This is a genomic window from Psychrobacter urativorans (genome assembly GCF_904846695.1).
Lineage (GTDB): Bacteria > Pseudomonadota > Gammaproteobacteria > Pseudomonadales > Moraxellaceae > Psychrobacter > Psychrobacter urativorans.
In genome coordinates this window covers 194,965-220,493 of sequence record NZ_CAJHBR010000002.1, presented here as the reverse complement: position 1 = coordinate 220,493, position 25,529 = coordinate 194,965, and the positions used below count along the sequence as shown (strand labels likewise).

The following is a 25,529-nucleotide window of genomic DNA, read 5'->3' as shown; positions in this document are numbered from 1 at the left end:
TTTTAATAATTTGCTTTTAATGGTTTGCTTTGAATACTGTATTTTTAATGATTTGCTTTGAATACTGTATTTTTAATGGTTTGTTTTTAGCAGTAAAAAGCCACTCTCAAGCCCTATTTTAATAAGGTTTATCGAGTGGCTTTTTATTACTTATTTTTACTAATTATAATCAATATTTTTCTGCTTTTAGCGGTTATCAGTACTAGAAGCATTACCAGCATTAGTATCGACATCTACTGAGACTGACATACCAGGACGCAACTGGGCTAGACCTGCTTGGCCCTGATCTAAGTCAATACGTACTGGGATACGCTGAGCTATTTTAATATAGTTGCCTGTAGCTGGGTTAGCAGCGCCAGCACTGAACTCGCTGCCAGTCGCCGGTGAAATATTACTAACATGACCTGTGAACTTCACCCCGCCTAGAGCATCGACGTGGACCGTAGCCACTTCACCTATCTTCATATTAGCTACTTGGGTTTCTTTAAAGTTGGCAATAATCCATACGCCTTTTGGCACAATATACATCAGCTGAGTACCAGCATTAACGAACTGTCCTACTTGCACACTGACTTGACTGAGCTGTCCAGCTTCAGGAGCGCTAATAATAGCATTATCTAAATTAATCTGTGCTTGCTTAGCTGCCGCTTCAGCATTTTTAATATTGGCATCTAGTGATGAGCGATTACCACTGGTCTTCTTGCTGGCTTGTTTGGCGGCTTGTAGATTAGCTTGGGCTTGCTGGACGGCGGCTTGAGCTTTAGCCAGTTGCGCTCTAGTATGAGCCACTTCTGCCTTTGACACAGCACCGATAGAATCCAAGCCTTGATAGCGATTGACATCTTCTCGAGCGCTATCAACACTCACCTTAGCACTATACAAGTCAGCCTCGCGCGCCTCGATTTGCGCCTGACTAGTACCAGTATCTTGCTCGTTGCTAGAGCGGTTAGAGACTGCTACTTCAATATTGGCCTGCGCCTGTTCTAGCTGCTGCTGAAAAGTGCGATCGTCTATCTTGATTAGCAGATCACCAGTTTTTACATTGGCGAAGTCTTCCACATTGACCTCAGTAACATAGCCTGATACTTGCGAGCTAATGACCGTAGTCTGACCTTTGACAAAGGCATTATTAGTCTGCTGAACAGTCGGGGTGAAAGGCGGTAGTTTCCAAGCATAGAGTATCAGTGCTACCCCAATGATAATCAGCGCAATCAATAAGCCTAAATTAAGGTAAGACTTCTTTTTAGGCGACCAACCTTCAGCACTAGGGATAGGCTCTTTAGGTGGCATTGGTGGCTGATCAGCTTCAGCGGTCACTGGCTCTGTGGTTGATGAAACAGCAGCTGGCGAAACCTCATTAGGTTCTGCTGCTAGGTTATCGTCTTGCGTAGGTGCGATAACCGTTTTGCTGAGACTAGTACTAGGCTGTATGGGGGCTTTGGGCGCTGTAGCGTCAGTTGGCATCTGAGCTTGTTGGCCGTTGTTATCAGTGCCATTGGTTTTATCTGGGCTCACGACGCGCTCCTAAAAATTTGAATAAACATAAAAAGTAACTTCTATAGTAATAGGGTCTATTAAACATTAACCAATAGTCACTATTGATAGCTAGTAAGGCCAAGTATACCAACAGTGATTAGCGTTATTTTGGTTCACGCATTTTAGCAATGGCAGCCAGCTCTTTAGCCAATGGATTAATTTTATGATAGCGATAATATAAGTAATTAATCAATAGAATAATGACAGTAATAGTCGCTATACTGCCCATCAAAAAGAATAAATCATCATAAGCTGCGACCGTTGCTTGCTGCTGAACGCCTTGTAATACTCGTGCTACTGCGGCAATGCTTGCTTGTGCTGAATCCGTAGTTTGGCTCAATAAGCCACCACGTATCCCTGCTACTTGTCCCGCTAGCGCAGGATCGCCTAAATTTACAGCGCCAACCATATCGGCGTAATGGACCTTAGTGCGAATGGTAGTAAAAGCCTGAATAGCAGCGGCACCAGCAAGGCCACCAATAGTTTGCGAGATACCAAAGATCACCGAAAAGCTAATGATGTAGGCTGGGCCATTAGCCAGCGCACGAAACATACCCTCAAACACCATCGGCCCCATAAAATAAATGGCGGCAAAGGCAATCATAAACTGACTGGCATAAAACATATAAGGCGCTGAGTTCACTGATACGCCGGTGTCTATCCAAGCGCCTAAAGCAATCAATGCTACCGCAAAGATAACTGGTCGGCGTAATTCCATCGCATTAGTACGAAAAACACTAATCGCTAAAGCTAGTACACTGGCTGCCAGTACCACTATATAAAAAGTAATCAATTGATCGTTGCCGTAGCCTAAGTTGGCTAATAATCCTGCTGCGCCTACGCTCTGCTCAGACAGCAAAATTCGCATGGTTGCACCAGTAATCATAAAAGCAATAATGTTGCGGCTACGCATCCAACGTACTTGCAGCATAGGATTTTTGCGATGCGTTTCGATCCATAGCGCAATACTAATAGTAATCACTGCGATGATAAGGGGATAACTCAGCCAAGGCGTGCTCCACCACTGAATCCTACCTTGTACGAAGAATACGCATAATGCGGCTAAACCACTAGCAAAAAAGGCAAAGCTCAAAATATCGAGTTTTTCAAATACTTTTTCGGTAATACCTGCTGGCAGCTCGAGAATATTCATTAAGCCAAAGCAGATCAGCGCTAAGCCTACTTCAAATAGAAATAGATTCTCTAGCTGACCATCGATAGCAAGGTAAGGGGAGATAATACGTGATAACGGAATACCTAGCTGTACTAAGCCAAAGCCCAAAATTAAGCCACTAATACGCTTAGCTGCTGGCATTCCTTGCAGACAATAAAATATCGATAGCACAGTCATAGCACTAGCGACCACACCACTAAAGCCCCTCGCCACGATTTCTAAATAATAAGAGTCAATTTGGATGCCCGTAGTAGTCGTTAATAGTCCACTACTCACTAGCCACTGCATGCTAGTGGCGGTTAATAAAAAGAACAAAGTAATTTTGCTAAACAGTGACATACCAAACTGCTGACGTATCTTGTATAGCAGTACGGTAATACAAGCATTAGTCATATTATAAGCGACCGATATCCAGCCACCTTCGACTGGGGTCAGACCCATTTCACCTTGAATTTGAGTTAGATTGGCTACCAATAGACCGTTTTGAAAGCTGGCGGTTAAACCAATAAAAATACCGATGAGCAGATAGAGTACCTTGCGAGGCACAGGATGATCGGGGGTAGCAGGCGAGCCCACCATAAACGGCTGTTCATGCGGCTTAAATTGATATTCGTTACTCATGAGGGTACAGAATTCTATGTAGAGAGAAGAGGTAAGGACTTAGCCGATCTTTAAAGCCAGCAAAAATACTATCAAAGTAAAGCTAAGACCCATTTAAATGAATAAGGACAGGACGGTGTACTGCCACTAGTTCCTTAAACTATGCGCCTACAATGATTCTATTAGACCGTTTTACTGCCACTTTAAAAACACGGTATTTTAAAAACGGTATTTTAAAAACGGTATTTTAAAAGAACGCTATAAATCCGCTTATAAAGCAATAGCTAACGAAAGCCTATCAGTGCCAAAGTCTAATATTTAACGAACTTTCGACTACCATACAAAAAATAGCCCAAGAGTCGCTTGAGCTATTTTATCATATTTTTAGTTAGGCGTTCACTTGCTTACAGTGGCCAGTTCAGGTTTAAACTCTACTATCGAGTTTCATCGTGATTAGCTTCTAGGCGCATTGCCCGTTGATAGCTATCGAGACTGGCAAGCTGTAGGGCATACTGTTTGATATGGGAGTAATTATCCAATTGCTTGCGCTTAGCGAGCATGATTAGATCAAAAGACAACATAAAATCAGCACCACTAAGCTTATTGCCGACAATAAAAGACTTACCCTCAACCATAGTGTTTAAGTAATTCAGCAGTCTATGTTTTTCTTCACTAATATAACTATCTAGAAAAGCGTTATCGACTATCCCTGATTTTTTGGTGAAGAGCTCAAGCAATAAAGGCACCATTAGCGAGCTTTCAGCAAAATCAATCCATTGTAAATAGTGACCATAGTCAGTGCTCGTAGAGGCTGGGCGCAAACGCTCTGGTGCAAAGCGTTCAATCAATAGCTGAGTGATAGCACCTGATTCTGAATATAACTCACCATCCATCTCGATGACTGGTGATTTACCTAGTGGATGCACCGCTTTTAAACTATCGGGTGCTAAATTAGTCTGCGCATTACGCTGATGACTAATAATCTCATAAGGTTGGCCCAATTCTTCTAACAGCCATAAAGTACGCAGTGAGCGAGATTGGTTAAGATGATGCAGTCTGATCATGATAGTAGCCTTGGTTGCAGTAATGCTTTTTATTAATGTTGCAGTCTTGCGAGTAAGCGCTTGGCAGCTTCCTCTGATGATGCTGGATTCTGTCCGGTGATTAATAAACCATCTTCAACCACATAAGACTGCCAGTCAGCGACCTTTTGGTAGTTACCACCATTAGCTTTTAGCGCATCTTCTACTAAGAAGGGCACGACATCAGTAAGGCCAACTGCCTCTTCTTCTGAGTTAGTAAAGCCAGTAACGGTTTTACCTTTGACCAAATATTCACCGTCAATTTTGACATTCTTCAAAGCGGCAGGCGAGTGACAAACAAAAGCAACCGGCTTGTCTTGCTTAACAAAAGTCTCAATCAAATTGATAGAGTCTTTATCAACTGCTAAATCCCATAATGGACCGTGACCACCAGGATAAAACACAGAATCAAAATCTTCAGCTTTCATATCAGCCAGTTTTTTAGTATTGGCAAGATGCTGTTGAGCATCAGTGTCGTCTTTAAAACGGGTGGTATCTTTGGTTTGCGTATCTGGCGTATCACTACTAGGATCAAGTGGTGGTTGACCGCCAGCAGGAGAGGCAAGAGTAATAGTCACTCCAGCGTCAAGAAAAGCGTAGTAAGGGGCGGCAAACTCTTCTAGCCAAAAGCCAGTTTTTTTACCAGTATCACCTAGACGATCATGAGAAGTCAGTACCATTAGAATATTCATATTTATCCCTATTTATTAGTTTTACTTATTTATATTTTTTTACTTATTGACAGTTAGTAATCAGTTTTTATAATAAATAATTAAAAGCCGACTACTAACCGTAGCTGTTTTTTACTGTAATTACTGATGAATAATGTTAAGAATTAGTTAACTTCAGCAACTTTTATTACTGTTTTGCCAAAGTTGTTACCCTCTAGCATGTCAAAGAACGCTTGCGGCGTTTGAGCTAAACCTTCGACTTGATGTTCTTTAGTTTTTACGGTGCCAGACTCGACCCAAGCACTCATAGTTTTTAGAAACTCTGGGAAATGGTCGCCATATTCTTCAAAGATAATAAAGCCTTTGATCGTTAAGCGTTTACTGAGAATATTACCCATCAGGACACTTAAGCGATCTTTACCATCTGGCAAATCAGTGGCGTTATATTGAGATACTAAGCCACATACTGGAATACGGGCATGAGCATTCAATAGGGGCAATACCGCATCAAATACTTTGCCGCCGACATTTTCATAATAGATATCGATACCTTTTGGACAGGCGGCTTTTAGCTGCTCGGCAAAGTCATCAGCGTGATGATCAATACAAATATCAAAGCCTAACTCATTAACGGCATAAGCACATTTTTCTGCTCCGCCAGCCACGCCTACAGTATGTAACCCTAACTGCTTACCGACTTGACCGACGGTTGCGCCAACAGGACCAGTAGCTGCTGCTACTACTAAGGTTTCGCCTTTTTGCGGCTTACCAATATCGGTCAGACCCATATAGCCGGTAAAGCCTGGCATACCCAACACCCCTAAGCCGTACGAAGGGTTAGCCATATCTTTATCAAGTTTTAGTACGCCCTCGCCATCGCTGACGCTATAGTCCTGCCAGCCTGAATTCGATACTACTAAGTCACCAACAGCAAAATTAGCCAAATTAGACTCAACTACTTGCGCTACAGTTCCGCCCAGCATTACATCTCCTATCTGTAACGGGTCAGCATAGCTGGCAGCATCACTCATACGTCCGCGCATATAAGGGTCAAGCGATAAATATATAGTGCGCAGTAACATCTGACTCTCATTTGGGGTAGGAATACTACCAACAGCCAATTCAAAGTTATCGGCAGTCGGTGCGCCATGTGGGCGACTAGCCAGTTTGATTTGACGGTTTGTTTTGACGGTTTGTTGTTCAAATGGAGTATCAAAGCTCATGGTAAGCTCCTTATTTTATTTATAATGGCTGGTAATGTTTATTTAATATTAGTAGCGGCTGGCCAGTGAGCAGCTACTATTTAGTGCTTTTTAAACCCCTATTAGTGCTTTTTAAACGCATAGTTTCAGGCTTTAGCGTTAAGCAGGACTAGTTAACGCCCGCTCTAGAATACGGCGTGACACTGCTAAGTCATTGTTACCATGCTCACCCAGCTTGACCATTTTATGCACTTCTAACTGCTTGATGATAGGATCAATAGCCGACTGATCTAAGTCAGCGTCCGCTAGGCTGACTGGTAGTCCAAGCTCACGGAAGAAGTTTTCGGTGTGGACGATAGCCGCCTCAATAGTCGCCTCATCATCTTGTGCGGCATCAGAACTGATATTCCAGACATTATGTGCGTATTGCAGCAACTTATCTTTTTTGCTGTCCTTCAATTCACGCATGACAGATGGTAAGACAATCGTTAGAGTACGAGCATGGTCGATTGCATGCAATGAGGTCAACTCATGACCAATCATATGCGTTGTCCAATCCTGTGGTACACCAGTACCAATCAGGCCATTGAGCGCCATGGTTGCGGTCCACATTAGGTTTTTACGTGTCTCCAGATTCTCTGGATCTGCTTTAACCGCAGCGCCTTCTTCAATCAGAATTTTTAGCAAGCTCTCAGCAAAGCCATCTTGCACTTTTGCATTGACTGGATAGGTCAGATACTGCTCCATCACATGCACAAACGCATCAGCAACACCGTTCATCACTTGACGTTCAGGTAAAGTGAAAGTTTTAGTAGGGTCTAAAATAGAGAATTTAGGGAAGGTAAGCGGGTTACCAAATGGTAGTTTTGCTTGGCGTTCGCTATAGTTAATCACTCCGCCTGAATTCATCTCAGAGCCAGTCGCTGGAATAGTTAACACGGCTCCTAAGTCGATAGCAGAGTCAAGATTTCTACAATAACTAGTAAGGGCATCCCAAGCTTGTTCACGTGATACTGTGCCATCTTCTTCAGTAAGTGATGACACTAGCGCCACAAATTTACTGCCATCAATCACTGAACCACCACCGACCGCTAATAAGAAGTCAATATTATGCTCGTTGACCATATCAGCCGCTTTTAGCAAAGTAGTAAATTCTGGGTTGGCTTCAATACCGCCAAACTCAAATACTTGACGTTCACCATTTGCAGATAGAGCGTTTTTTACTTCATCTAAGGTGCCAGTACGTTGCGCTGAACCGCCACCATAAGTAATAAGTACGCGCGCATTAGTCGGAACTAATTCTGATAATTGTTTGATTTGGTTCTCGCCAAAGACGATGCGTACTGGATTGTAATATTGGAAATTATTCATAAGATTCCTAATGGGTATAAGAGTATGTTAAGTATGAAATGAGGGTAGTAATCCTCAATGGAGGTTATGCATATTGTTTGCATCTGCCCGCATTGTACATTAATTAGACCGGTCGTCTAGTAGTCATTTATTAATAGTTACAAAACTATCTTATAGACGCCTAACAAAAATCAGTGTTAAGTAGGGGTATATCAGCGATACTCTAGGTTAAGAAAATCTAATTGAATGCTAACAGGACTAACTATGAAAGGGTTGAGTAAATAGCTAAGCAAATAAAGCGCTACTAGCGCCCTATTTCAGTGGTAACCATTTGCCAGACTTCTGCTAATGGTGTATCAGTCTGACTGATTTTGGCGATCAAACTAGCACCCAACCAAGCGAAGTACCAACGCTTCGCTATACTCTCAGCAGAGCGGTTGGCAGGGTGAGGCACGGAGTGATCTAGCCAACCGGCTTTAATTTGGGTGGCCAACCAGTTTATGGTTTGCTGATAGCCTTGATGCAATACTTTACGCATTGGCTCTGACATATCAGCAACTTCGGCGCTGAGCTTCACCACTAAGCATTTCTCATGATCACAGCCGTTCTGCTGAGTGTCATACCAGTTTTGGAAGTAGTCATAGAGTTTTTGTTGAGCGCTGCTGTCTTGCTCATCGATGATCTCTAGGCGTCTCTTATAACGAGTGAAATAGTAACTAATTATGGCTTCACCAAAGGCTTCTTTGGAGGCAAAGTAATGATAGAAGGAGCCTTTAGGTACCCCAGCAGTATCTAATATTTGCTTGATGCCGACAGCTGTAAACCCTTTTTGGGATATCAACTGGTAGCCTGTAGTCAATAGATGCATTTTAGTGTTTGACAGGCTAGTATCTGAGGCAAAAGAGTCTGGTAATAAGCTAGTAGTAGACATAAAGGTTATGTCCTCCTTATTTTGTATAGTTAAAGCAGATAGTGATTGTTTTAATTATAAGCAACAGTAGTTGTCTGCAACAAGAAATCACTTTGAGACTTTGAAACTTTGAAACTTTGAAACTTTGAAACTTTGAAACTTTGAAACTTTGAAACTTTGAAACTTTGAAACTTTGAAAATTTGAAAATTTTAAACTTTGAGTGTTATTAGTAAACAAGTTACGTTTATTCAACAAACAATAGTATGAATGCTGTCTTGTTTTTATAGCGTATATGGTAGCATTAGACCAGTCGTCTAGCAAGTTAGATTTAGTTATCTTGTTATGGTAAGCGCTGTGCTATGGTAAACGTCGTCATATTTTGTTTTGAGTTTTGGACTAGATATTCTCACCTTAAGCATTAGCGTTTATGACTCAAGCAAATAGCCTCTACTTACTGTTAATACTTGCTGACTATTAATATCTACCTAATAAATTTAATTTGAATAAAAATAGGAACCATTATGTCAAACAATAAGCCTAACACTGACCTTTATAGCGATTTTCAGCTACAGTATATTGCTGGTGAATGGCAGCAAGGTAAGGATGACGGTGTCAATACTGACACTAACCCGTTCAATGGTGAAACTTTAGTAGAAATTCAACAAGCCAATAAACACCAGCTCGATCAAGCTTATAAAGCTGCAGCGACTGCTCAAGTGCAATGGGCACAAGTAACGCCTGCCGAGCGTGCAAGCTTAATGCACAAAGTGGTCGATATTTTGGATCAACGTCAAGATGAGATTATCGATTGGCTAGTAAAAGAGTCGGGCAGTACACGTATTAAGGCGATGGTAGAGTTCAGTAGTGCTCGGGCGATTACCGTAGAAGCAGCTAGTTATCCCAATCGTGTCCATGGCGAGATTCGCGCTTCAAAGATTCCAGGTAAAGAGAATTTTATTTATCGTGAGCCTATTGGAGTAATCGCTGTTATTAGCCCATGGAATTTCCCTTTCCATCTGACTCAGCGTTCTATTGCCCCAGCCTTAGCGCTTGGTAATGCGGTAGTGCTCAAGCCTGCTAGTGATACCCCAGTTACTGGTGGTTTATTATTAGCCAAAATATTTGAAGAAGCGGGTCTGCCTAAAGGTCTGCTTAGTGTCATCGTTGGCGCAGGTAGTGAGATTGGGGATGCCATTGTTACTCATGATACGCCAAGTTTAGTCTCGTTTACTGGTTCAACGGCAGTGGGGAAACATATTGGTGAGTTGGCTAATAGCGGCAATTACATTAAAAAGTTAGCACTAGAATTAGGCGGTAATAATCCGTTCGTAGTATTAAAAGATGCCAATATTGACAACGCTGTGAAGGCGGCAGTGTTCGGTAAGTTCTTACACCAAGGTCAAATCTGTATCGCTATCAATCGCATTATCGTTGAAGATGACATTTATGACGATTTTGTAGCACGTTTTCATGCTCATGTTAAGACGCTAAAAGTAGGTGATCCTAATGAGCAAGATACGGCGATTGGTCCTATCATTAATAAAAAACAGCTTGAGTCGCTAAAAGATAAAATTGCCAAAGCTAAAGAGTCGGGTGCAAATATGATCATGGGTGGGGAAATCAAAGGGCAATTGGTGCCACCACATATTTTCACTGAAGTGACTGCTGATATGGACTTGTCTTGCAATGAAATCTTTGGTCCGTTAGTCGGAATTATTCGTGCTAAAGATGAACAGGATGCTTTAGTCATCGCTAACGATACAGAGTATGGCTTATCAAGCGCCGTATTCACTGAAGATATGGAAAAAGGCTTACGCTTCGCTCGTGGTATCAAGGCGGGCATGACTCATGTCAATGACATCACTGTTAATGATGAAAGTAATGCGCCGTTTGGCGGAGAAAAGAACTCCGGTATTGGCCGTTTTAATGGTGAGTGGGTACTAGAAGAGTTCACTACTTTGCATTGGATTTCGGTGCAACATACACCTCGTGATTATCCGTTCTAAACCTTTTGATTAAACTTTTAGTATAAAAAAGACTGCCTTTGGGTAGTCTTTTTTTTGCAAACTTTGTCCATAGCCCTTTATTATAAATAACGCTCTTCTATTATGAATTTGCTATGTTATCACTCATAGCGTTACTTATAGCGTTACTTAGCATGGAAGCCTAACAAACCTTGTATCTCCTCGATAGTCATATGTCTAACGAGCGCCTGATCTTCTACTGATAAGCGGTTAGTGTGCTCTTTTATCATAGTATAAAGACTGCGGGCGATATCAGATGTCGAGGCATAATACATTTGTGGTTCTTCTTGGGTAAGTTTCATCAAAAACTTATCGATGATTTTACGTTTTTGAACGGCAGCGTGTACTTCAGTCATGGCAATCTCCTAGGTGTAGACCATTTAAGCAGTCAGTGTAAATATAGTCAATGTTTATACACAGTATCCTGCCAATAAAGGCTAGAATCGATAGAAGGATTAACAAGCTTTATGCGCTAGCTAGATTTTTAGATATTATAATTTAAATCAGCTGTTTTACTAACAGCGTTCGAGCCTTTGGGAACTTAAAATATGTTAAATCAGCCTGTTGATACCCTATTGAATACTTTAGCTGCTGACGGCTTAGGACAAAAAGTGGTCTTAGTATTATTTCATAATGATCTACGCCTAAATGACAATGCTACTCTGCAAAGCGCTGCGCAGTTAGCGAGCTCTACTGATGGGCGCTTGATATTAGCTTATGCGCAAGGATTGTTAAATACGCGCAATCAAAACAACTGGAGTCAAGCCTATTATTTTGATGATATGGGCGCGGCCCGCCAGCAGTTTTTGCTTGAGAGTTTGGCGGATCTAGATCAGACGTTACAGCGCCTCGGTAATAGATTGCTATATCTAAAAAATAGTCATCTAAACTTAGAGTCAGAGTCAGAGTCAGATAGTTTTAGTCAGCTATGCCAGCTAATTGAAGCGCAACAAGTCACTGATATTTGCATTAGTCAAACAGCTGACTACGCCCAGAACCAAGCTTATCAGGCATTACAGACTAAATATGCGCAGATAAAATGGCACAGTCATGCAACTACTACTTTGTTTGCAGTTATGCCTACTGAAGACTTGCCGCCAAGCTTTACCCAGTTCCGCAAAAAAGTTGAAGACCAGCATAATTTATTGACTGCTGCAAAAGATATTGCTATTAGCCCGACACCAACAGCGCTGCCCCCACTACCGGAGGCTATGATTACTAGCACAGCGACCAATAAGCAGTGGCTCTTTGACCCGCAAAGCTCTGTTACTCAAATCTTTGACCATCAAGCGTCAGCTGAATTTAGAGGCGGCGAATCTAACGCTATACTTCACCTAAATACTTACTTTGATTCTGACGCCCCTAGCACTTATAAGACCACTCGTAATGCCCTAGATGAGTGGACGCACTCTACCAAGTTTTCAGCTTGGCTCGCTAATGGTTCGTTGTCGGTTAAGGTATTGCTCAATCGTTTACGTCAGTATGAGCGTGAGGTGATAGCTAATGGCTCAACTTATTGGATATGGTTTGAGCTCTTATGGCGTGAGTACTTTTATTGGTATGCTGTGGTCCATCAAAAAAATCTATTCTTGTTGCAAGGGATTGCCCAGCATAAGCCGACGACGACTTTTAATAATAAGCGTTTAGTACAATGGCAAAATGGCCAAACCGCTTATCCTATCGTTAATGCTTGTATGAAACAGCTGAACCATACTGGCTATATGTCTAATCGTGGTAGACAAATAGTAGCTAGCTGCTTTATTCATGAGTTGGGTCTCGATTGGCGCTATGGGGCCACTTATTTTGAGCAGCAGCTAATTGATTACGATGTCGGCAGTAACTGGGGTAATTGGCAATATTTGGCTGGAGTAGGGGCAGACCCTAGAGGTTGTAGACAGTTCAATCTAAAAAAACAAAGCCAGCAGCATGACCCTAGAAATGAATTCATTGATAAATGGACTTGATGGATAAGATAATTATTTAAAATAGTTATCTAAGGTTTACCATAACCTCAGCAACCCAAAGCCGAGGTAGTAAAGGGCAGCATTAATAAAATACGCTATAGTCGATACCGAATATAATAGATACCTCACTTTATTAGGCGAGACTGGATGAGTTTTTTGGCTTGCTATGCCTATGTCGATAGAGGCTGAAAAAAACTGATCTCAATCTCGCTGTATCGTTTTACCATGAACTGACTATATCAATAAAAAGAAACTAGCTTATGAAAAAACCTAGCCCTTATTTGACCTTTGCCGGTACTATTCCGTTTATAGCGGCTGCTATCCTATTGATTATGGGAGTAGATGCGGTACCAGTGTTTGGCAAGACTGAGCATATCTTAGCCGTTTATGGCTTAGTGATTGCCACTTTTATGGCAGGCGCACAGTGGGGTAATCATTTAAGCTTAACTGATGATAACCGCTGGGCGGTCAGACTGCCTATAGTTAGCAATGTTGTTGCGCTTATATTATGGCTTGGATTTTTGACATTATCAGCTGTTGGTTTTATGGGGTTACTTATCTTTGCCTTTATTAGTTTGCTTATGGTGGATTACGGTCTCTATCAAGCGCAGATTATTAGCCCTGATTATTTTACAGTTAGGAAGTATGTCACAGCGATAGTAGTAGTGGCGCTAATAGTTGCGGTGTGGCATATTTAAGTCATAAGACTTTACTAGTTTACTAGCTGAGCGGTAAGTATTTAAGTCATCGCTGTTTAAACCCTTACGCGCGCTTATTGTATAATCTATAACATTCATTTAAAATATATATTTAAGCTAGTGTTTATAGTATTAAGCTAACATTGAGCTATCGCTAAGCTAGCATCGAGCTAAAATCTATCGTAAGAAGACTGCCATGCAATCCATCAAGTTACCTAGCCATCCGCCAAAGTCTGTGCATCCTATTCTTAATTTAAGCTTCCGTATATTCTTTAGTGCTGCAGCAATATTTGCCATTATTACGATGCTATTATGGGCATTAGTATCTACTGGGCTCACTGCTATTGATGCGCAAACCCTAAATCCGTTATATTGGCATGGCCATGAGATGATATATGGCTATGCTCTAGCAGTAGTGGCTGGGTTTTTATTGACCGCAGTGAAGACTTGGACTGGGGTAATGATGCCGCATGGCTATAAACTGCTGGCTATCTTTAGCTGTTGGGCGCTGGCACGTTTAAGCTGGTTAGCCTTTGGCTTAGGTATCGACTTTGGTTTAAATCTAGGGGCTGAGCATGGCGCAGGGCTGCTCTACGTAGCGGCAGGGTTCGATATGTTATTTATAGGATCGATGGCTTTGGTTATCTTTCGAGCCGTCATGCAAGTTAAGCAGTATAAGCAGATGGGTATTTTGGCTAAGTTGTTGCTACTAACTTTAGGCAATGGCTTGTGCTATTGGGGTATTATCAGCGCTGATATGGCAACTACTAAGCTGGGGATATACTTAGGGTTTTATCTGATCATCGGTTTAGTGCTGACTATTGGCAGGCGAGTAGTGCCCTTCTTTATCGAGCGTGGGCTTAGTATCGATAGTACAGAAACTATCAAAGTACGTAATAGTAAAGTGCAAGATATTGCCAGTTTATTATTTTTCTTAGCCTTTTTTATTGGCGACTTATTTTATCCCAATAAGTATTTACTGACTATTACTGCCCTAGGGGTCGCCGTAGTCAATATCGTGCGCTTAGTAGGCTGGTACCATCGTGGTATTTGGCAAAAGCCTTTATTATGGTCATTGTTTAGCGCATTTTTAGGGATGTGTTTGAGTTTCTTATTATACGCTTTACAGCCTTGGTTTGGCTTTAATCATAGTATCGCTGTGCATGGCCTAGCGATTGCAGGAGTTGGAATGATGACTGTTTCTATGATGGCTAGAGTGTCACTAGGACACACTGGACGTAGTATTCATAAGCCGCCCAACAGCGTCAAATTTATGTTTGGCCTGATGATATTAGCGTTTGTCAGCCGAGTGCTATTGCCGCTAGTCGATATGAGTCATTATGGGTTATGGATTATGCTCGCTCAAGGGGCTTGGATTGGCTGTTTTGTACTATTTTGCTTTAGTTACTTACCGCTGCTGGCGCGTCCACGTCCAGATGGATTATTTGGTTGATTAACTTGTATTTAATAATCAGCTCCTTAATAAAACTTATTTCATAAAAAATGCTTAATAAAAGATTACTACCTAATAAGGAAGTCACTCGATGCGACTAACCAATTACAGTGACTATGCGCTGCGCTCGTTGATTTATTTGGCGGTCAAACCAGAACCGCATAAGCTAGCCAATATCAGCGATATTGCAGACAGCTATAATATCTCTAAAAGCCATCTCACTAAGATCATTCATCAGCTCGGTCAGCTCGGCTACATAGACAGTGTGCGGGGTAAGAATGGGGGCATTCGTTTAGCCCGTGCGCCAAAAGATATTAATTTAGGAGTGTTGATTAAGCAAATCGAAGCAGATTTTGCTTTAGTGGAGTGTTTTGTCGTGCCTGCCACTAACGATGAAACAGGTAAAGGGCAACCCAATTCTGCGCTGACCCTTATCGATGCTACCGCCTCACCCGCTATATCTAAGCTTGGCTGTGTCATCAGTCCAGTATGCCAACTAAAATCGGTGTTTTTTGAGGCGTTGACTGCGTTCATTGCAGTACTAGAGCGCTATACTTTAGCTGACATTATTAATAATGAGGCGCAGCTAGCTGAGCTTTTAAGCTAGCTAATGGTTGGTGTTCAGCAGCTGTTTGATAATTATCATATTATCTATAGCCCACGCATTTAGCTATTAGCCCGCTTAGGCCATAAGCAAAAAAACGACTGTGAAAGTCGTTTTTTTATGCTCGTTTTTAATTAAGTCTATAACTACAGGTCGGCAATTACTGGCTGATCTGCTCTACAATACGGCTGCCTTGTGGCTGTACAGGTCGGTTATTACCTTCATACAAATCAGTCATGATGGCAAGCTGATCGCCGGCAAGCTCAAGCGGTTGCTTAGTGACATACCATTGGACTTGTTCTGAACATGGCGGGGTAGTCAGTGAGCCATCGTAATGATAAAACGTGGGCATGGCTGGAATCAATGCTGATAAATCAACGTTATGAGCGGCAAAGTCGACTTTATTAGCGGCACTGAATTGAGAGCCGGTCAATAGCGCTGCTAAAGTGCTATTAGCTGACCCTTGCTTTAACATCACCCCAACTACGGCTAAGTTGCCAGCGCTATTGGCATGGACAAAGTGTATCTCAGCTGGGTAATTTTGCCCACCGAATTGATGCTCACTTGGCGTATGATAATGGAACTGCTTTAGCTCATAGCGTTCGTTATCAAGGGTAATAGTATTATCTTGAGTAGTCGGAGTATATACCACAGTATGACCAGTATCATTAATGATCAGATTGGCCGTTTGCAGATAATTGATTGTAGGAGTCTCAGTCTTGGTTGCGGTAACTTTAGTGATATCAAGAGGGGACTGCTGCTGACCAATTGAGCAAGTGCTGGCATCTTTAATATCGCCCCAATATTCAGGACCCGTGTGACCAGCATAAGACCAGCTTGGATGAGCAGAGTCTTTGTTATTTTTATGAGCCGAGGCGGCCTTTACCGAGCTAGTAGAAGGGGCTGCACCTTTTAAAATTGGAGAGCTGTTGTTGCAGGCAGTGAGGCTTAGAGCAGCCACTGCTAAAATAGAAACCGTTAAAAAACCAACTTGCATAGTTAAATCCTTTTAATAGTTAAAGGGGCATAAGCAAAGTAGCTCATATAGAGCTAGCCGTTATACCTGTTGCTACCGAGGATTATTCATCCGTTTTATCAATATTAGCTAAATCATATGATTAGCTATTATTAATAAGTAGGGCTATTTTTTAACAGAACTTATCACCTTTTGCAAATTATTACTGAAAAATGATGATTAATGGTGAGGAGCCAAGCCCGCGCTAATAAAAAAGGCCAGCTTTTCAGCGGCCTCTATCTTTAATAACTTCTATAATGACTTATCTGATAACAATGCATCGTTATGCATCATGTTAAGCGTCGCTAAGCTCTCAATCGCCATGATTACTAGCCATCATCACTTACCCTAAATAAGGCTGATTTAAAGTCACCTATTTAAGCTTGTTCAAGTTTAGGACGAGCTTTGTCGATGGCCGTTAATAGAGCTTGTTCAAAGCCACCAATTTCGAAGTTAACCATACTTGAATGCGCAGCACAAAAATGCCGAGTATCACGCCACTGATGCGCTAATTGAGTCGCCCAATCGCAATATTGTTGACCCGCATCCGCATCGTTTTTAAGCGCTTTTTTGGTAGTAGGATGTAGCAGCAACTCAGGTAAAACCGCTTTGAGTAACTTTGAGGGCGGACTCATAAAAGTATCATCGACATGTAAGCTTTGGCTGGCAGGATGATATACCAATAGCGAGCCTGCATGAACCTTCTCATTGGGCGAGATATAGTAGATACCTTTGGGCACAGAGAATTCAAGCTCAGGATAGCGCATGGCAACGGCTTTGCTCTCGACTAAATCATCGCTCCATTGCACTGTGGGCACTTGTTTGTGATGACGCTCACTGCCATAAAAGGTGGCTTGTGGGAAGTCTTCGGCCATTTGGGCACAGTGCACGGTATGAAAAGGATGCACATTTAATACCGCTTCTACCTTTTGACCATCGTCAGTCAATGCCATGACTTGACTGCGCGCGTCATCGGTTAGGGTATAACTGTCCAAAAAAACAAAGCTTCCTGAGGGCAAGCGTATTAGTGAGCATTGAGTGCCGATATTGATTATGCCGCCTAAACGAAACGAGCCTTGTATATTCCAAAACCCAGCACCTAAGTCGTAAATTTTATCTGACATTGTTATTATTCCTTATTGAATGAGAAGATAGCAGTGTTGAATGATACTCGTGATTGCCTACTAATGAGAATAAGAGTAACAATCGCTATACAGCGTTTTGTGGCGGCATTATATAGTTATGCTTTACAATCTACCTCTATACAGCTGTAAAATTTGATAATGATCAACAGCTGACTTTTATATTAGCGAATTTTTTATTACTATTTAATTGAACTTTTGAGGCTATATTATGAATATCGTTTACAAACTCAGTGTTTCTGCTGTCATGGGCGCCATGTTATTAGCTGGCTGCTCAAATATTAGTCCTGTCACTAGCGCTAACAGCAATGCCACGGTAGCCGTTGCCAAAACAGCGCCAATACCGCAAGTAGGCTATCGTTTTAGCGATGCTGAAAACTTTGATATTGTTAATAAAGACAAGCTATCTTATCGTAATTATTATTCTGAGCCTTCTAAAGGCGCAGATGCTACTTGGTTTGATGCGGTCAAAAAAGGCGATTTAGCTACGGTTAAATATATGGTAAGCAATGGCCAAAATTTAGAAGTTAAAGACACTGGCAATCTGGGCCAAACGGCTTTAGGGTGGGCAGCATTCATCGGCTATGAGGACATGGTGGATTATCTAGTCAGCCAAGGCGCTAGTCTCTATGCCACTGATAAAGGCGATGTCTACAATGTACTAAAATCTGCGGCATTAGGCAAAAACACTAATGTAGTAAAAAAAGTATACGAATGGCTCAACGCTAAAGCGCCAGTAGATCTTAATGACCAAACTCAAGAGAGTGATGGGGAAACCTTGATCATGGTATCTGCCAGTAATAACCGCTTAGAGACGGTGAAGTATTTATTATCCAAAGGCGCTAACCCTAACCTAGTAGCCACTACAAAAGATACCAAACTAGGCTCCTATAACCAAAGCGCTTACTCTTATGCTTGTGGACGTGGTCATGTAGAGATGCAAAAGTTATTAAAGGCTAATGGTGCCATTAATCATCGTACTGGTAAAGCCAGCTGTGAGTAAAGGCTAGCCTTGCTCCTTACCTGAAAAGTAGAGGGCAGTTATTGATCCTAAGCTTACTATAAATAAAAAGACGACTGAGTATTATCGGTCGTCTTTTTTTGTGTGCCCTATTATTTTCTAAGTGTATTTAGGGCAGTCATAGCTTTTTGCCCTACTATTCATAGCCACAAAACTAGTGAAAACGGTTTTGTTGGTAGCTATTTCCTGCTATGCGCTTGTATCTAGCTACTGTCAAATCTACTTATAGCTTATAACAATCCTCCTAAATGATTTTATGTTTCAGTCGGTAATATTTGATTAAGATACGTAGTTTTTCTTTTTAGGACTAATTTGCTAAATCACTTTCTGCATCACCCGACAATGCGACAGATAATAAATATTGGCCCGTTTAGAATGCAGGATGGTCTTGAGATCAGAGGAGGCAAAACTATTATCAGTATAAGGATTGGAGGGTTTGCTCATAATGGCTCCTTGCATAAAGCGTTAGTGCTGACACTTGAGGTTGTGCACTCAAATGTTGACTTTATTTTTATTGAGTAGGCATCAAACTATAAATAATCCATTACTGTTCGTAGGATACCTGTAGAACTTAAGTTTAAGAAGTTACTTAACAAAAGACAATAGCCCAGTTTTTTTAACACGACATCTAACGTCGCTTGTGCTATATTTTTATAGGCTGTTTTGCTCGGTACTTTTACAAGTACTGTTTTATAGTTTTACAGGAATATATTCATAACACATTGAATCCTGATTTTAGCTACGATTGTGCTACCATCATAAAAATGTACAAGTAGTCATCGATATCTATTACCGCCTTATTTCTATCACCTATGCCTAAACAACAGGCGTCTAACATAGTCAGTATCATCGTGAATAATTCTACAAGTTATATGCAAAAGTCTCCTCTGTTACAGCCTACCAATTCGCCTTCACTGATGTTGAAGATCACCATTGGTATGATAGGGATGTTTGCTTTTTTGCAAGTCTATTCCATTCAAGCAGTATTGCCGGTATTGATGGTGGATTTTTCAGCGACTGAAGTACAAGCCGGTATGATCGTGGGCGCTACGGTAATGGCGATTGCTATTATGTCGCCATTTTTGGGGATGCTATCTGATGCAGTAGGGCGCAAGTCTTTTATCGTTGGGGCCTTATTGTTCCTAGCGATTCCCACTGCCCTAATTGCTCAAAGTCCTAGTATTGGCTGGATGGGATCGTGGCGATTTATGCAGGGGCTATCCGTACCGGGTATTACAGTCGTTACTATTGCTTATATTGGTGAAGAGTTCGAAGGATCAGACCTTACCAAGCTCATGTCATTCTACGTATCAGGGTCGGTGTTGGGCGGATTTATGGGGCGCTTTTTATTAGGCCATTTACATGAATTCATTGGGTGGCGCCATGGCTATTACGTGATGGCGGTTATGACGCTGATTGGCGCGCTTTGGGTAGGTAGATCCTTGCCTTCATCACGGCGCTTTGTCGCTAATCCTAACTTTCGCTCAGCATTGCAGACTTTGGGCGATCATTTGACTAATCGCTATGTGGTGACCGCTTGTTTGCTAGGATTTTGTGTATTGTTCTCTTTGGTAGGCTGCTTTACTTTTATCAACTTGCACCTTGCCAATAGCCCCTACAGTTTGAGCACCGGTCAGTTGGCTAATATCTTTGCGGTGTATTTAATTGGGGTGGTAATTACCCCATTATCGACGACTTTATTAAGTCGATTTGGCTCAGCACGTACAGTGCGAGTAGCGGTAATGATCTCCATACTTGGGGTGCTGATGACTTTATTGACACCGTTATGGGCTATCGTTGTAGGACTGGCTATTATGTCCTCAGGAGTATTCATAACGCAGGCCGCAACCATCAGTTACATTGCAGTCAATGTCAAAACCGGACGCTCTTTGGCATCGGGTATTTATTACATGGCCTACTATGCAGGCGGTACTATGGGTGCTTGGCTATGCGGATTGGCTTATGCACGAGGAGACTGGTCACTGACGGTTTGGCTATTGCTATTAGTGCAAGTGTTGGCGTTATTAGTTGCCAGCTTTGGCATGATTAAAACTAAGCGTTTGGCTAAATCACAGTCAGCATAGTAGCTACTGTTATAGCGCAAAAAGCTGTTTTTAGGGTGTTAAGGTGCTTTATTGTAGCGCTAGATAAGAGCTTTCTTATCATAACCTTCAACAATAGTACACTACGAAAAACAAACGCTGGAATTGACTGTGTTTACGCCCGCTCACTTTACATCAGCGCTATTGTTTCTTACTATCAATATATCCATTTATAATTAAAAAAAGGAAGTTAAGTCCATGTCCAGTATTTACAATAGTGCGCCCTGCGCCTACGAGTTCCCGCTCCTCATAAAACAGCTATTAAACCGCGCTAAGACTGTATCTCAAGAGCAAGAAATTGTTTATGCCGACAAAATGCGTTTTACTTATGCAGAGTTTTTCACTCGTATTAATCGCTTGGCTAACGTACTAGCTGATTTGAATCTGGCGGCTGGTGATGTAGTAGCGGTGATGGACTGGGATAGCCATCGTTATTTAGAATCCTACTTTGCGGTACCGATGTCGCAATATATTCTACAAACGGTCAACGTACGCCTGTCGCCTGATAAGGTGCTCTATACTATTAATCATGCCAAACCAAAAGTATTGATGCTCAATTCTGAATTTGCCGCTTTAGTAAAAGACTATCAATTTGAGAACTCTAGTATCGAGCATATTATCTGGCTGGATGATAATGGCATAACTGTTGAAGGTGTATTCGGTAACAATCAAAACCGAGTGACTGGTGAATACGAAGCGCTACTGGCTGCTGCTGATGACAGCTTTGAGTTTGCCGACTTCGATGAAAATACTATTGCTACTACCTTTTATACCTCAGGAACGACGGGCAACCCAAAAGGGGTGTTCTTTAGTCACCGTCAACTGGTACTGCACACTATGGCAGAAGCGGCCTCATTAGGCATGTTACCGAATAAACAAGGGGTCAGTTATGGCGATGTCTATATGCCGATGACGCCGATGTTCCACGTGCATGCTTGGGGTTTTCCGTTTACCGCTACTATGGCTGGTCTTAAGCAAGTTTACCCAGGGCGTTATGCGCCAGATACACTGTTGGATTTAATCATTAATGAAAAGGTCAGCATTACCCATTGCGTACCCACGATACTGCAAATGGTACTCAAAGAAGCGCAGGATCGTAACGTAAGCTTTAATGGTCTGAAGATGATTATCGGCGGTTCGAGATTGACTGAAGGTGTAGCTAAAGCTGCCTTAGCGCAAGATATCGAGGTCTACACCGGCTATGGCATGTCAGAGACAGCGCCGCTGATTAGTTTGACTGAGTTTAGTATTGATGAGCCAGCGATGACTGAGGAAGAGGATATCAGCCGCCGTTGTATGTCCGGTAAACCAGTACTGATGGTCGACGCACAAATTTGGAATGAAAAGGGCGAGTCGGTAGGTACTGGCAAAGATCATACTGGCGAGCTAGTATTACGGGCACCTTGGCTGACTCAAAGCTATTTTAAAAATCAAGACGCTGGCAGTGAGCTGTGGCAAAACGGTTATATGCACACTCAAGATATCGCTTATGTGCGCCCTGATGGTTATATCAAAATTACCGATCGTTTAAAGGATGTCATAAAGTCTGGCGGCGAGTGGATATCATCGCTTGAGATTGAGACTATTTTATCGCTACATCCTTCAGTTGCTGATGTCGCTGTAATTGGGGTGGCGGATAAGCAGTGGGGCGAGCGTCCAGTCGCCTTGATCGTGCTCAAGCCTAATTGCCAAGAGACTAAAGCAGATGATATCAAGGCCATCGCTGAGCAAGCCGTTAGCAAAGGTATCATTCCTAAATATGGTATACCTAGCGAGTTCCAGTTCGTCGCTGACTTGCCAAAAACTTCAGTCGGTAAACATGATAAAAAGGTTATGCGCGAACAATATACTCAACAGCTAAATGCTAAATAGGCCTAGAGCTAAACCAGCTCATGGTAAACACATAAGCAACTAGGTTGATAAAAAGCTCATAACTGTTTATGAGCTTTTTATTAAGCTAAAACGACTTTTCCCTATGCTCTTATACGCTTGAGGATCAACTAATGAATTTTTCTTTGACAGCCGATCAGATCGCTTTTAAACAAACCGCCCAACAGTTCGCCTTAAAAGAGCTAAAACCGCATGCGGCTACTTGGGATCGTGAAGGCTACTTTCCAGTAGAGGTCATCAAAAAAACCGGTGAGCTGGGATTCTTAAGCTTATATACCAACCCTGATTATGGCGGTTTAGGTTTACCACGCTTGGATTCTGCTATGGTGTTTGAAGAGCTGGCTTGGGGTGATACCTCAGTTGCGGCCTATTTAAGCATCCACAATATGGTGAGTTGGATGATCGGTGAGTATGGTAGCCCGGCGCTTTGCCAGCAGTATCTACCTAATATGATTAGTGGCGAATGGTTAGGTAGCTATTGTCTAACCGAAGCAGAGGCGGGTTCTGATGCTGTCTCGTTACGTACTAAAGCTGACAGACAAGGCGATTACTATATCCTAAATGGAGAAAAAGCCTTTATATCAGGGGCGGGGGCTACTGACGTTTTAGTAGTAATGGCCCGCACTGGTACTACGGGTGCAAAAGGGGTGTCGGCCTTAGTTGTCGATGCGCAGAGTCCCGGCATTGAATATGGTAAAAGTGAGCATAAGATGGGCTGGAAAGCTCAGCCAACTAGAAGCATCAGCTTTAATAATGTCAAAGTGCCGGTAGCTAATCGTCTTGGTGAAGAAGGTCAAGGCTTTATGATGGCTATGAAAGGCTTGGATGGCGGACGTATCAATATTGGTATTTGCGCAGTTGGTACTGCTCAAGCAGCGCTGGAAACGGCGACTAGCTATGTTAAAGAGCGTAGCCAGTTCGGTAAACCTATCGCTAGCCTGCAATCGGTACAGTTTAAGCTTGCAGATATGCTAACTCAAACTATTACCGCGCGGCACATGCTCTATCTAGCTGCCAGTAAGGTCGATGAAAATCACCCACAAGCGTCAGTGTATTGTGCAATGGCAAAACGCTTATCAACAGATTTAAGCTTTGAAGTGGCTAACCAAGCTCTACAGCTACACGGCGGCTACGGTTATCTCAATGATTATCCTCTTGAGCGTCATGTGCGCGATTTGCGCGTGCATCAAATACTAGAAGGGACTAATGAGATTATGCGCGTGATTATCTCACGGCAACTGCTTCAAGATGATGGCCTTAAGCACCTTTATTGAGCATTTTTATTAAGCTACCTTTGTTAAGCCAATTATTAAGCCAATTTTGCTGAGCTATTTATTTTCAGTAGGCTTTGGCTATAAGTTTTAACGGATTACTTTATTCTACAACCGATAGGCAGCTATTATGAGCGCAGCAAACGATTCCAAATATCATTTTGATAGCAATACTGACCTCAGTGGCAACAGTGATCCTAACGCAGCAGTGCTTTTCGCTACTGAAACCACAGCTAGCGGCCACTTGATTGGTATTATGACTTTGAACAGCCCTAAGTCACTAAATGCTCTAAGTGTAGAGATGTGCCATTTATTGTCACAGCAGTTAGAGCAGTGGCAGTCCAAGTCGCAACTAGTAGCTATCCTATTAAAGGGGGCTGGCGACAAGGCTTTTTGTGCTGGTGGTGATATCCGTAAGCTCTATGACAGTATGTCTGATAGCCCACCGTTCCCCAACCCTTATGCGACTGAATTCTTTAGTAACGAGTATCGTCTCTATCGGCAAATGCACTTTTATCCTAAACCGATAATTCTTTGGGGTGACGGTATTATCATGGGTGGTGGTATGGGATTGATGGCCTCTTGTAGTCATCGAATAGTCACTGAACGCACACGTTTTGCCATGCCAGAGATGACTATTGGTTTATTCCCTGATGCCTCTGGCAGTTGGTTTTTACAACACATGCCGGCCAAAACCGGTCTGTTCTTAGGGTTGACTGGCGCGCAGTGTAATGGCAATGATGCTTTGCTAAGCAATCTTGCTGAGTATGGGGTTGCTAGTAGTGATTATGATGCGGTGTTGCAGCAGCTATTAGCTAGTGATTGGCAAGCGATGTTTGACTCGGGTTACCTGCTAACTGCGCATAATATTGTTAGCGAGGCACTGGCTAAACAGCCGACAGTTGAATTAGCAGCAAGCAAATTGGCTATGCACTGGTCATCAATACAGCGACTGATGAATAGCGGGGGTTTAGCCGCTATTGATGCTCTGCTACAGGACGATCAAGCTTTGGCACAGTTCGATAGCAACTTTGCTAATGATAGCTGGGTACAGCGAGCGGTACAGACTTATAGACAGGGTTGTCCAGTTACAGCGGCCTTGGCCTATACCTTGTACCATAAAGTCAAACTGCTATCTTTAGAGCAAATATTGTATCTTGAGCTAAATGTAGCGGTGCATTGTGCTGCTAACCCTGACTTTAGAGAAGGGGTAAGGGCCCTGCTTATTGATAAAGATAAAAGTCCCCAGTGGTCGCGCTCACTAGCAGAGTGCTTAACTGCTGAAGGGCGTAGCTATATCGAGGAGCATCTGGATAACCCTTATACTGCAACTACGCATCCTTTGAGTGAGTGGCTAGGCCTCAATGCACTAAGTGCGCAATACGTACGTTAATGCTAGTTTCAATTGGCTAGTAAGTTGCTACTGATAGCACCAATGACTGTATCCGTTATGCCATGTCTAACCTTCGACCATAGCGGTGTCTATTGCTGAATAGTTCAACACGCTATAACTTAAAATTAAAAAATAATTTGAATCTATAACTATTATTAGGTACTAGTTTACAAAGCTTGACTCAAATTCAATATTTATCAAGCTATAATGCTTACATAGAGTCGATAGAAATCATTTGTAACATTTTTTGTGTTAATTAACAAATCACAACATTTGATGATATGTAAATACTATATTCTATGCGCTGTTATTCAGACCTTAGTTACAAATGAGTCACAATGAGCAATTATTGGTGCTTAACTAAGCAGCTGAAAATTAAAAATTTACTAATCGCTATTGAATTATTATAGGGCAGCCCTAATAATA

Annotated in this window: 20 protein-coding genes and 1 pseudogene; 10 read left to right on the top strand and 11 right to left on the bottom strand. The window is 42.1% G+C overall.

What is annotated here, in order from left to right:
• Positions 1-186: 186 nt before the first annotated feature.
• The 7 genes from JMY09_RS03050 to JMY09_RS03020 form a co-directional block, all read right to left on the bottom strand.
• Complete coding sequence (locus JMY09_RS03050) at positions 187-1,515, bottom strand: HlyD family secretion protein (protein WP_227677127.1); 1,329 nt, start codon at positions 1,513-1,515, stop codon at positions 187-189.
• A 124-nt stretch (positions 1,516-1,639) separates the two neighbouring features.
• On the bottom strand, positions 1,640-3,331 hold the full coding sequence (locus JMY09_RS03045) for an MFS transporter (protein WP_201622117.1): 1,692 nt from the start codon (positions 3,329-3,331) through the stop codon (positions 1,640-1,642).
• Positions 3,332-3,744: 413 nt separating this feature from the next.
• On the bottom strand, positions 3,745-4,374 hold the full coding sequence (locus JMY09_RS03040; protein ID WP_201622116.1) for a glutathione S-transferase family protein: 630 nt from the start codon (positions 4,372-4,374) through the stop codon (positions 3,745-3,747).
• Between the two features lie 32 nt (positions 4,375-4,406).
• Complete coding sequence (locus JMY09_RS03035; RefSeq protein ID WP_201622115.1) at positions 4,407-5,084, bottom strand: type 1 glutamine amidotransferase domain-containing protein; 678 nt, start codon at positions 5,082-5,084, stop codon at positions 4,407-4,409.
• Between the two features lie 143 nt (positions 5,085-5,227).
• Entirely contained in the window at positions 5,228-6,286 is a 1,059-nt protein-coding gene (locus JMY09_RS03030) for an NADP-dependent oxidoreductase (protein ID WP_201622114.1), read from the bottom strand.
• 138 nt (positions 6,287-6,424) lie between these two features.
• Complete coding sequence (locus tag JMY09_RS03025) at positions 6,425-7,636, bottom strand: iron-containing alcohol dehydrogenase (protein WP_201622113.1); 1,212 nt, start codon at positions 7,634-7,636, stop codon at positions 6,425-6,427.
• 283 nt (positions 7,637-7,919) lie between these two features.
• Positions 7,920-8,546 (bottom strand): TetR/AcrR family transcriptional regulator, encoded by a 627-nt coding sequence (locus tag JMY09_RS03020; protein WP_201622112.1) that lies wholly within the window; start codon positions 8,544-8,546, stop codon positions 7,920-7,922.
• A 501-nt stretch (positions 8,547-9,047) separates the two neighbouring features.
• Between JMY09_RS03020 and JMY09_RS03015 the strand changes: the two genes are divergently transcribed.
• Positions 9,048-10,532, top strand: coding sequence for an aldehyde dehydrogenase family protein (locus tag JMY09_RS03015; RefSeq protein WP_201622111.1), 1,485 nt, complete (start codon positions 9,048-9,050; stop codon positions 10,530-10,532).
• A gap of 143 nt (positions 10,533-10,675) precedes the next feature.
• Here the strand turns inward: JMY09_RS03015 and JMY09_RS03010 are convergent, their stop codons facing one another.
• Entirely contained in the window at positions 10,676-10,906 is a 231-nt protein-coding gene (locus tag JMY09_RS03010) for a hypothetical protein (RefSeq protein WP_201622110.1), read from the bottom strand.
• A gap of 192 nt (positions 10,907-11,098) precedes the next feature.
• Between JMY09_RS03010 and JMY09_RS03005 the strand changes: the two genes are divergently transcribed.
• From JMY09_RS03005 to JMY09_RS02990, 4 genes are all read left to right on the top strand, one after another.
• Positions 11,099-12,514, top strand: coding sequence for a DASH family cryptochrome (locus tag JMY09_RS03005; RefSeq protein ID WP_201622109.1), 1,416 nt, complete (start codon positions 11,099-11,101; stop codon positions 12,512-12,514).
• A 260-nt stretch (positions 12,515-12,774) separates the two neighbouring features.
• Complete coding sequence (locus JMY09_RS03000; RefSeq protein ID WP_201622108.1) at positions 12,775-13,212, top strand: DUF3429 domain-containing protein; 438 nt, start codon at positions 12,775-12,777, stop codon at positions 13,210-13,212.
• A 196-nt stretch (positions 13,213-13,408) separates the two neighbouring features.
• Positions 13,409-14,665 carry an NnrS family protein gene (locus JMY09_RS02995; protein ID WP_201622107.1) on the top strand — a complete coding sequence of 419 codons (1,257 nt, stop codon included), beginning with the start codon at positions 13,409-13,411 and terminating at the stop codon, positions 14,663-14,665.
• 91 nt (positions 14,666-14,756) lie between these two features.
• Entirely contained in the window at positions 14,757-15,272 is a 516-nt protein-coding gene (locus JMY09_RS02990; RefSeq protein ID WP_201622106.1) for an Rrf2 family transcriptional regulator, read from the top strand.
• Positions 15,273-15,429: 157 nt separating this feature from the next.
• Here the strand turns inward: JMY09_RS02990 and JMY09_RS02985 are convergent, their stop codons facing one another.
• Both JMY09_RS02985 and JMY09_RS02980 read right to left on the bottom strand, forming a co-directional pair.
• A complete protein-coding gene (locus tag JMY09_RS02985; RefSeq protein WP_201622105.1) occupies positions 15,430-16,266 on the bottom strand; it encodes a carbonic anhydrase in 837 nt (278 codons plus the stop codon).
• A gap of 395 nt (positions 16,267-16,661) precedes the next feature.
• Complete coding sequence (locus JMY09_RS02980) at positions 16,662-17,408, bottom strand: hypothetical protein (RefSeq protein WP_201622104.1); 747 nt, start codon at positions 17,406-17,408, stop codon at positions 16,662-16,664.
• Positions 17,409-17,637: 229 nt separating this feature from the next.
• Between JMY09_RS02980 and JMY09_RS02975 the strand changes: the two genes are divergently transcribed.
• Complete coding sequence (locus JMY09_RS02975; protein ID WP_201622103.1) at positions 17,638-18,429, top strand: ankyrin repeat domain-containing protein; 792 nt, start codon at positions 17,638-17,640, stop codon at positions 18,427-18,429.
• Positions 18,430-18,771: 342 nt separating this feature from the next.
• Here JMY09_RS02975 and JMY09_RS02970 read toward each other — a convergent pair.
• Positions 18,772-18,891 (bottom strand): annotated as a pseudogene (locus tag JMY09_RS02970) (type I-F CRISPR-associated endonuclease Cas1f); the annotation flags it as partial.
• Positions 18,892-19,319: 428 nt separating this feature from the next.
• Between JMY09_RS02970 and JMY09_RS02965 the strand changes: the two are divergent.
• From JMY09_RS02965 to JMY09_RS02950, 4 genes are all read left to right on the top strand, one after another.
• Positions 19,320-20,531, top strand: a complete 1,212-nt coding sequence (locus tag JMY09_RS02965; protein WP_201622102.1) for an MFS transporter — start codon at positions 19,320-19,322, stop codon at positions 20,529-20,531.
• Between the two features lie 216 nt (positions 20,532-20,747).
• Positions 20,748-22,421, top strand: a complete 1,674-nt coding sequence (locus JMY09_RS02960; RefSeq protein ID WP_201622101.1) for a fatty acid--CoA ligase — start codon at positions 20,748-20,750, stop codon at positions 22,419-22,421.
• 131 nt (positions 22,422-22,552) lie between these two features.
• Positions 22,553-23,713: an acyl-CoA dehydrogenase family protein gene (locus JMY09_RS02955; protein ID WP_201622100.1), complete on the top strand. Its 1,161-nt coding sequence runs from the start codon at positions 22,553-22,555 to the stop codon at positions 23,711-23,713.
• A gap of 127 nt (positions 23,714-23,840) precedes the next feature.
• Positions 23,841-25,103, top strand: a complete 1,263-nt coding sequence (locus tag JMY09_RS02950; protein ID WP_201622099.1) for an enoyl-CoA hydratase/isomerase family protein — start codon at positions 23,841-23,843, stop codon at positions 25,101-25,103.
• Positions 25,104-25,529: the final 426 nt, after the last annotated feature.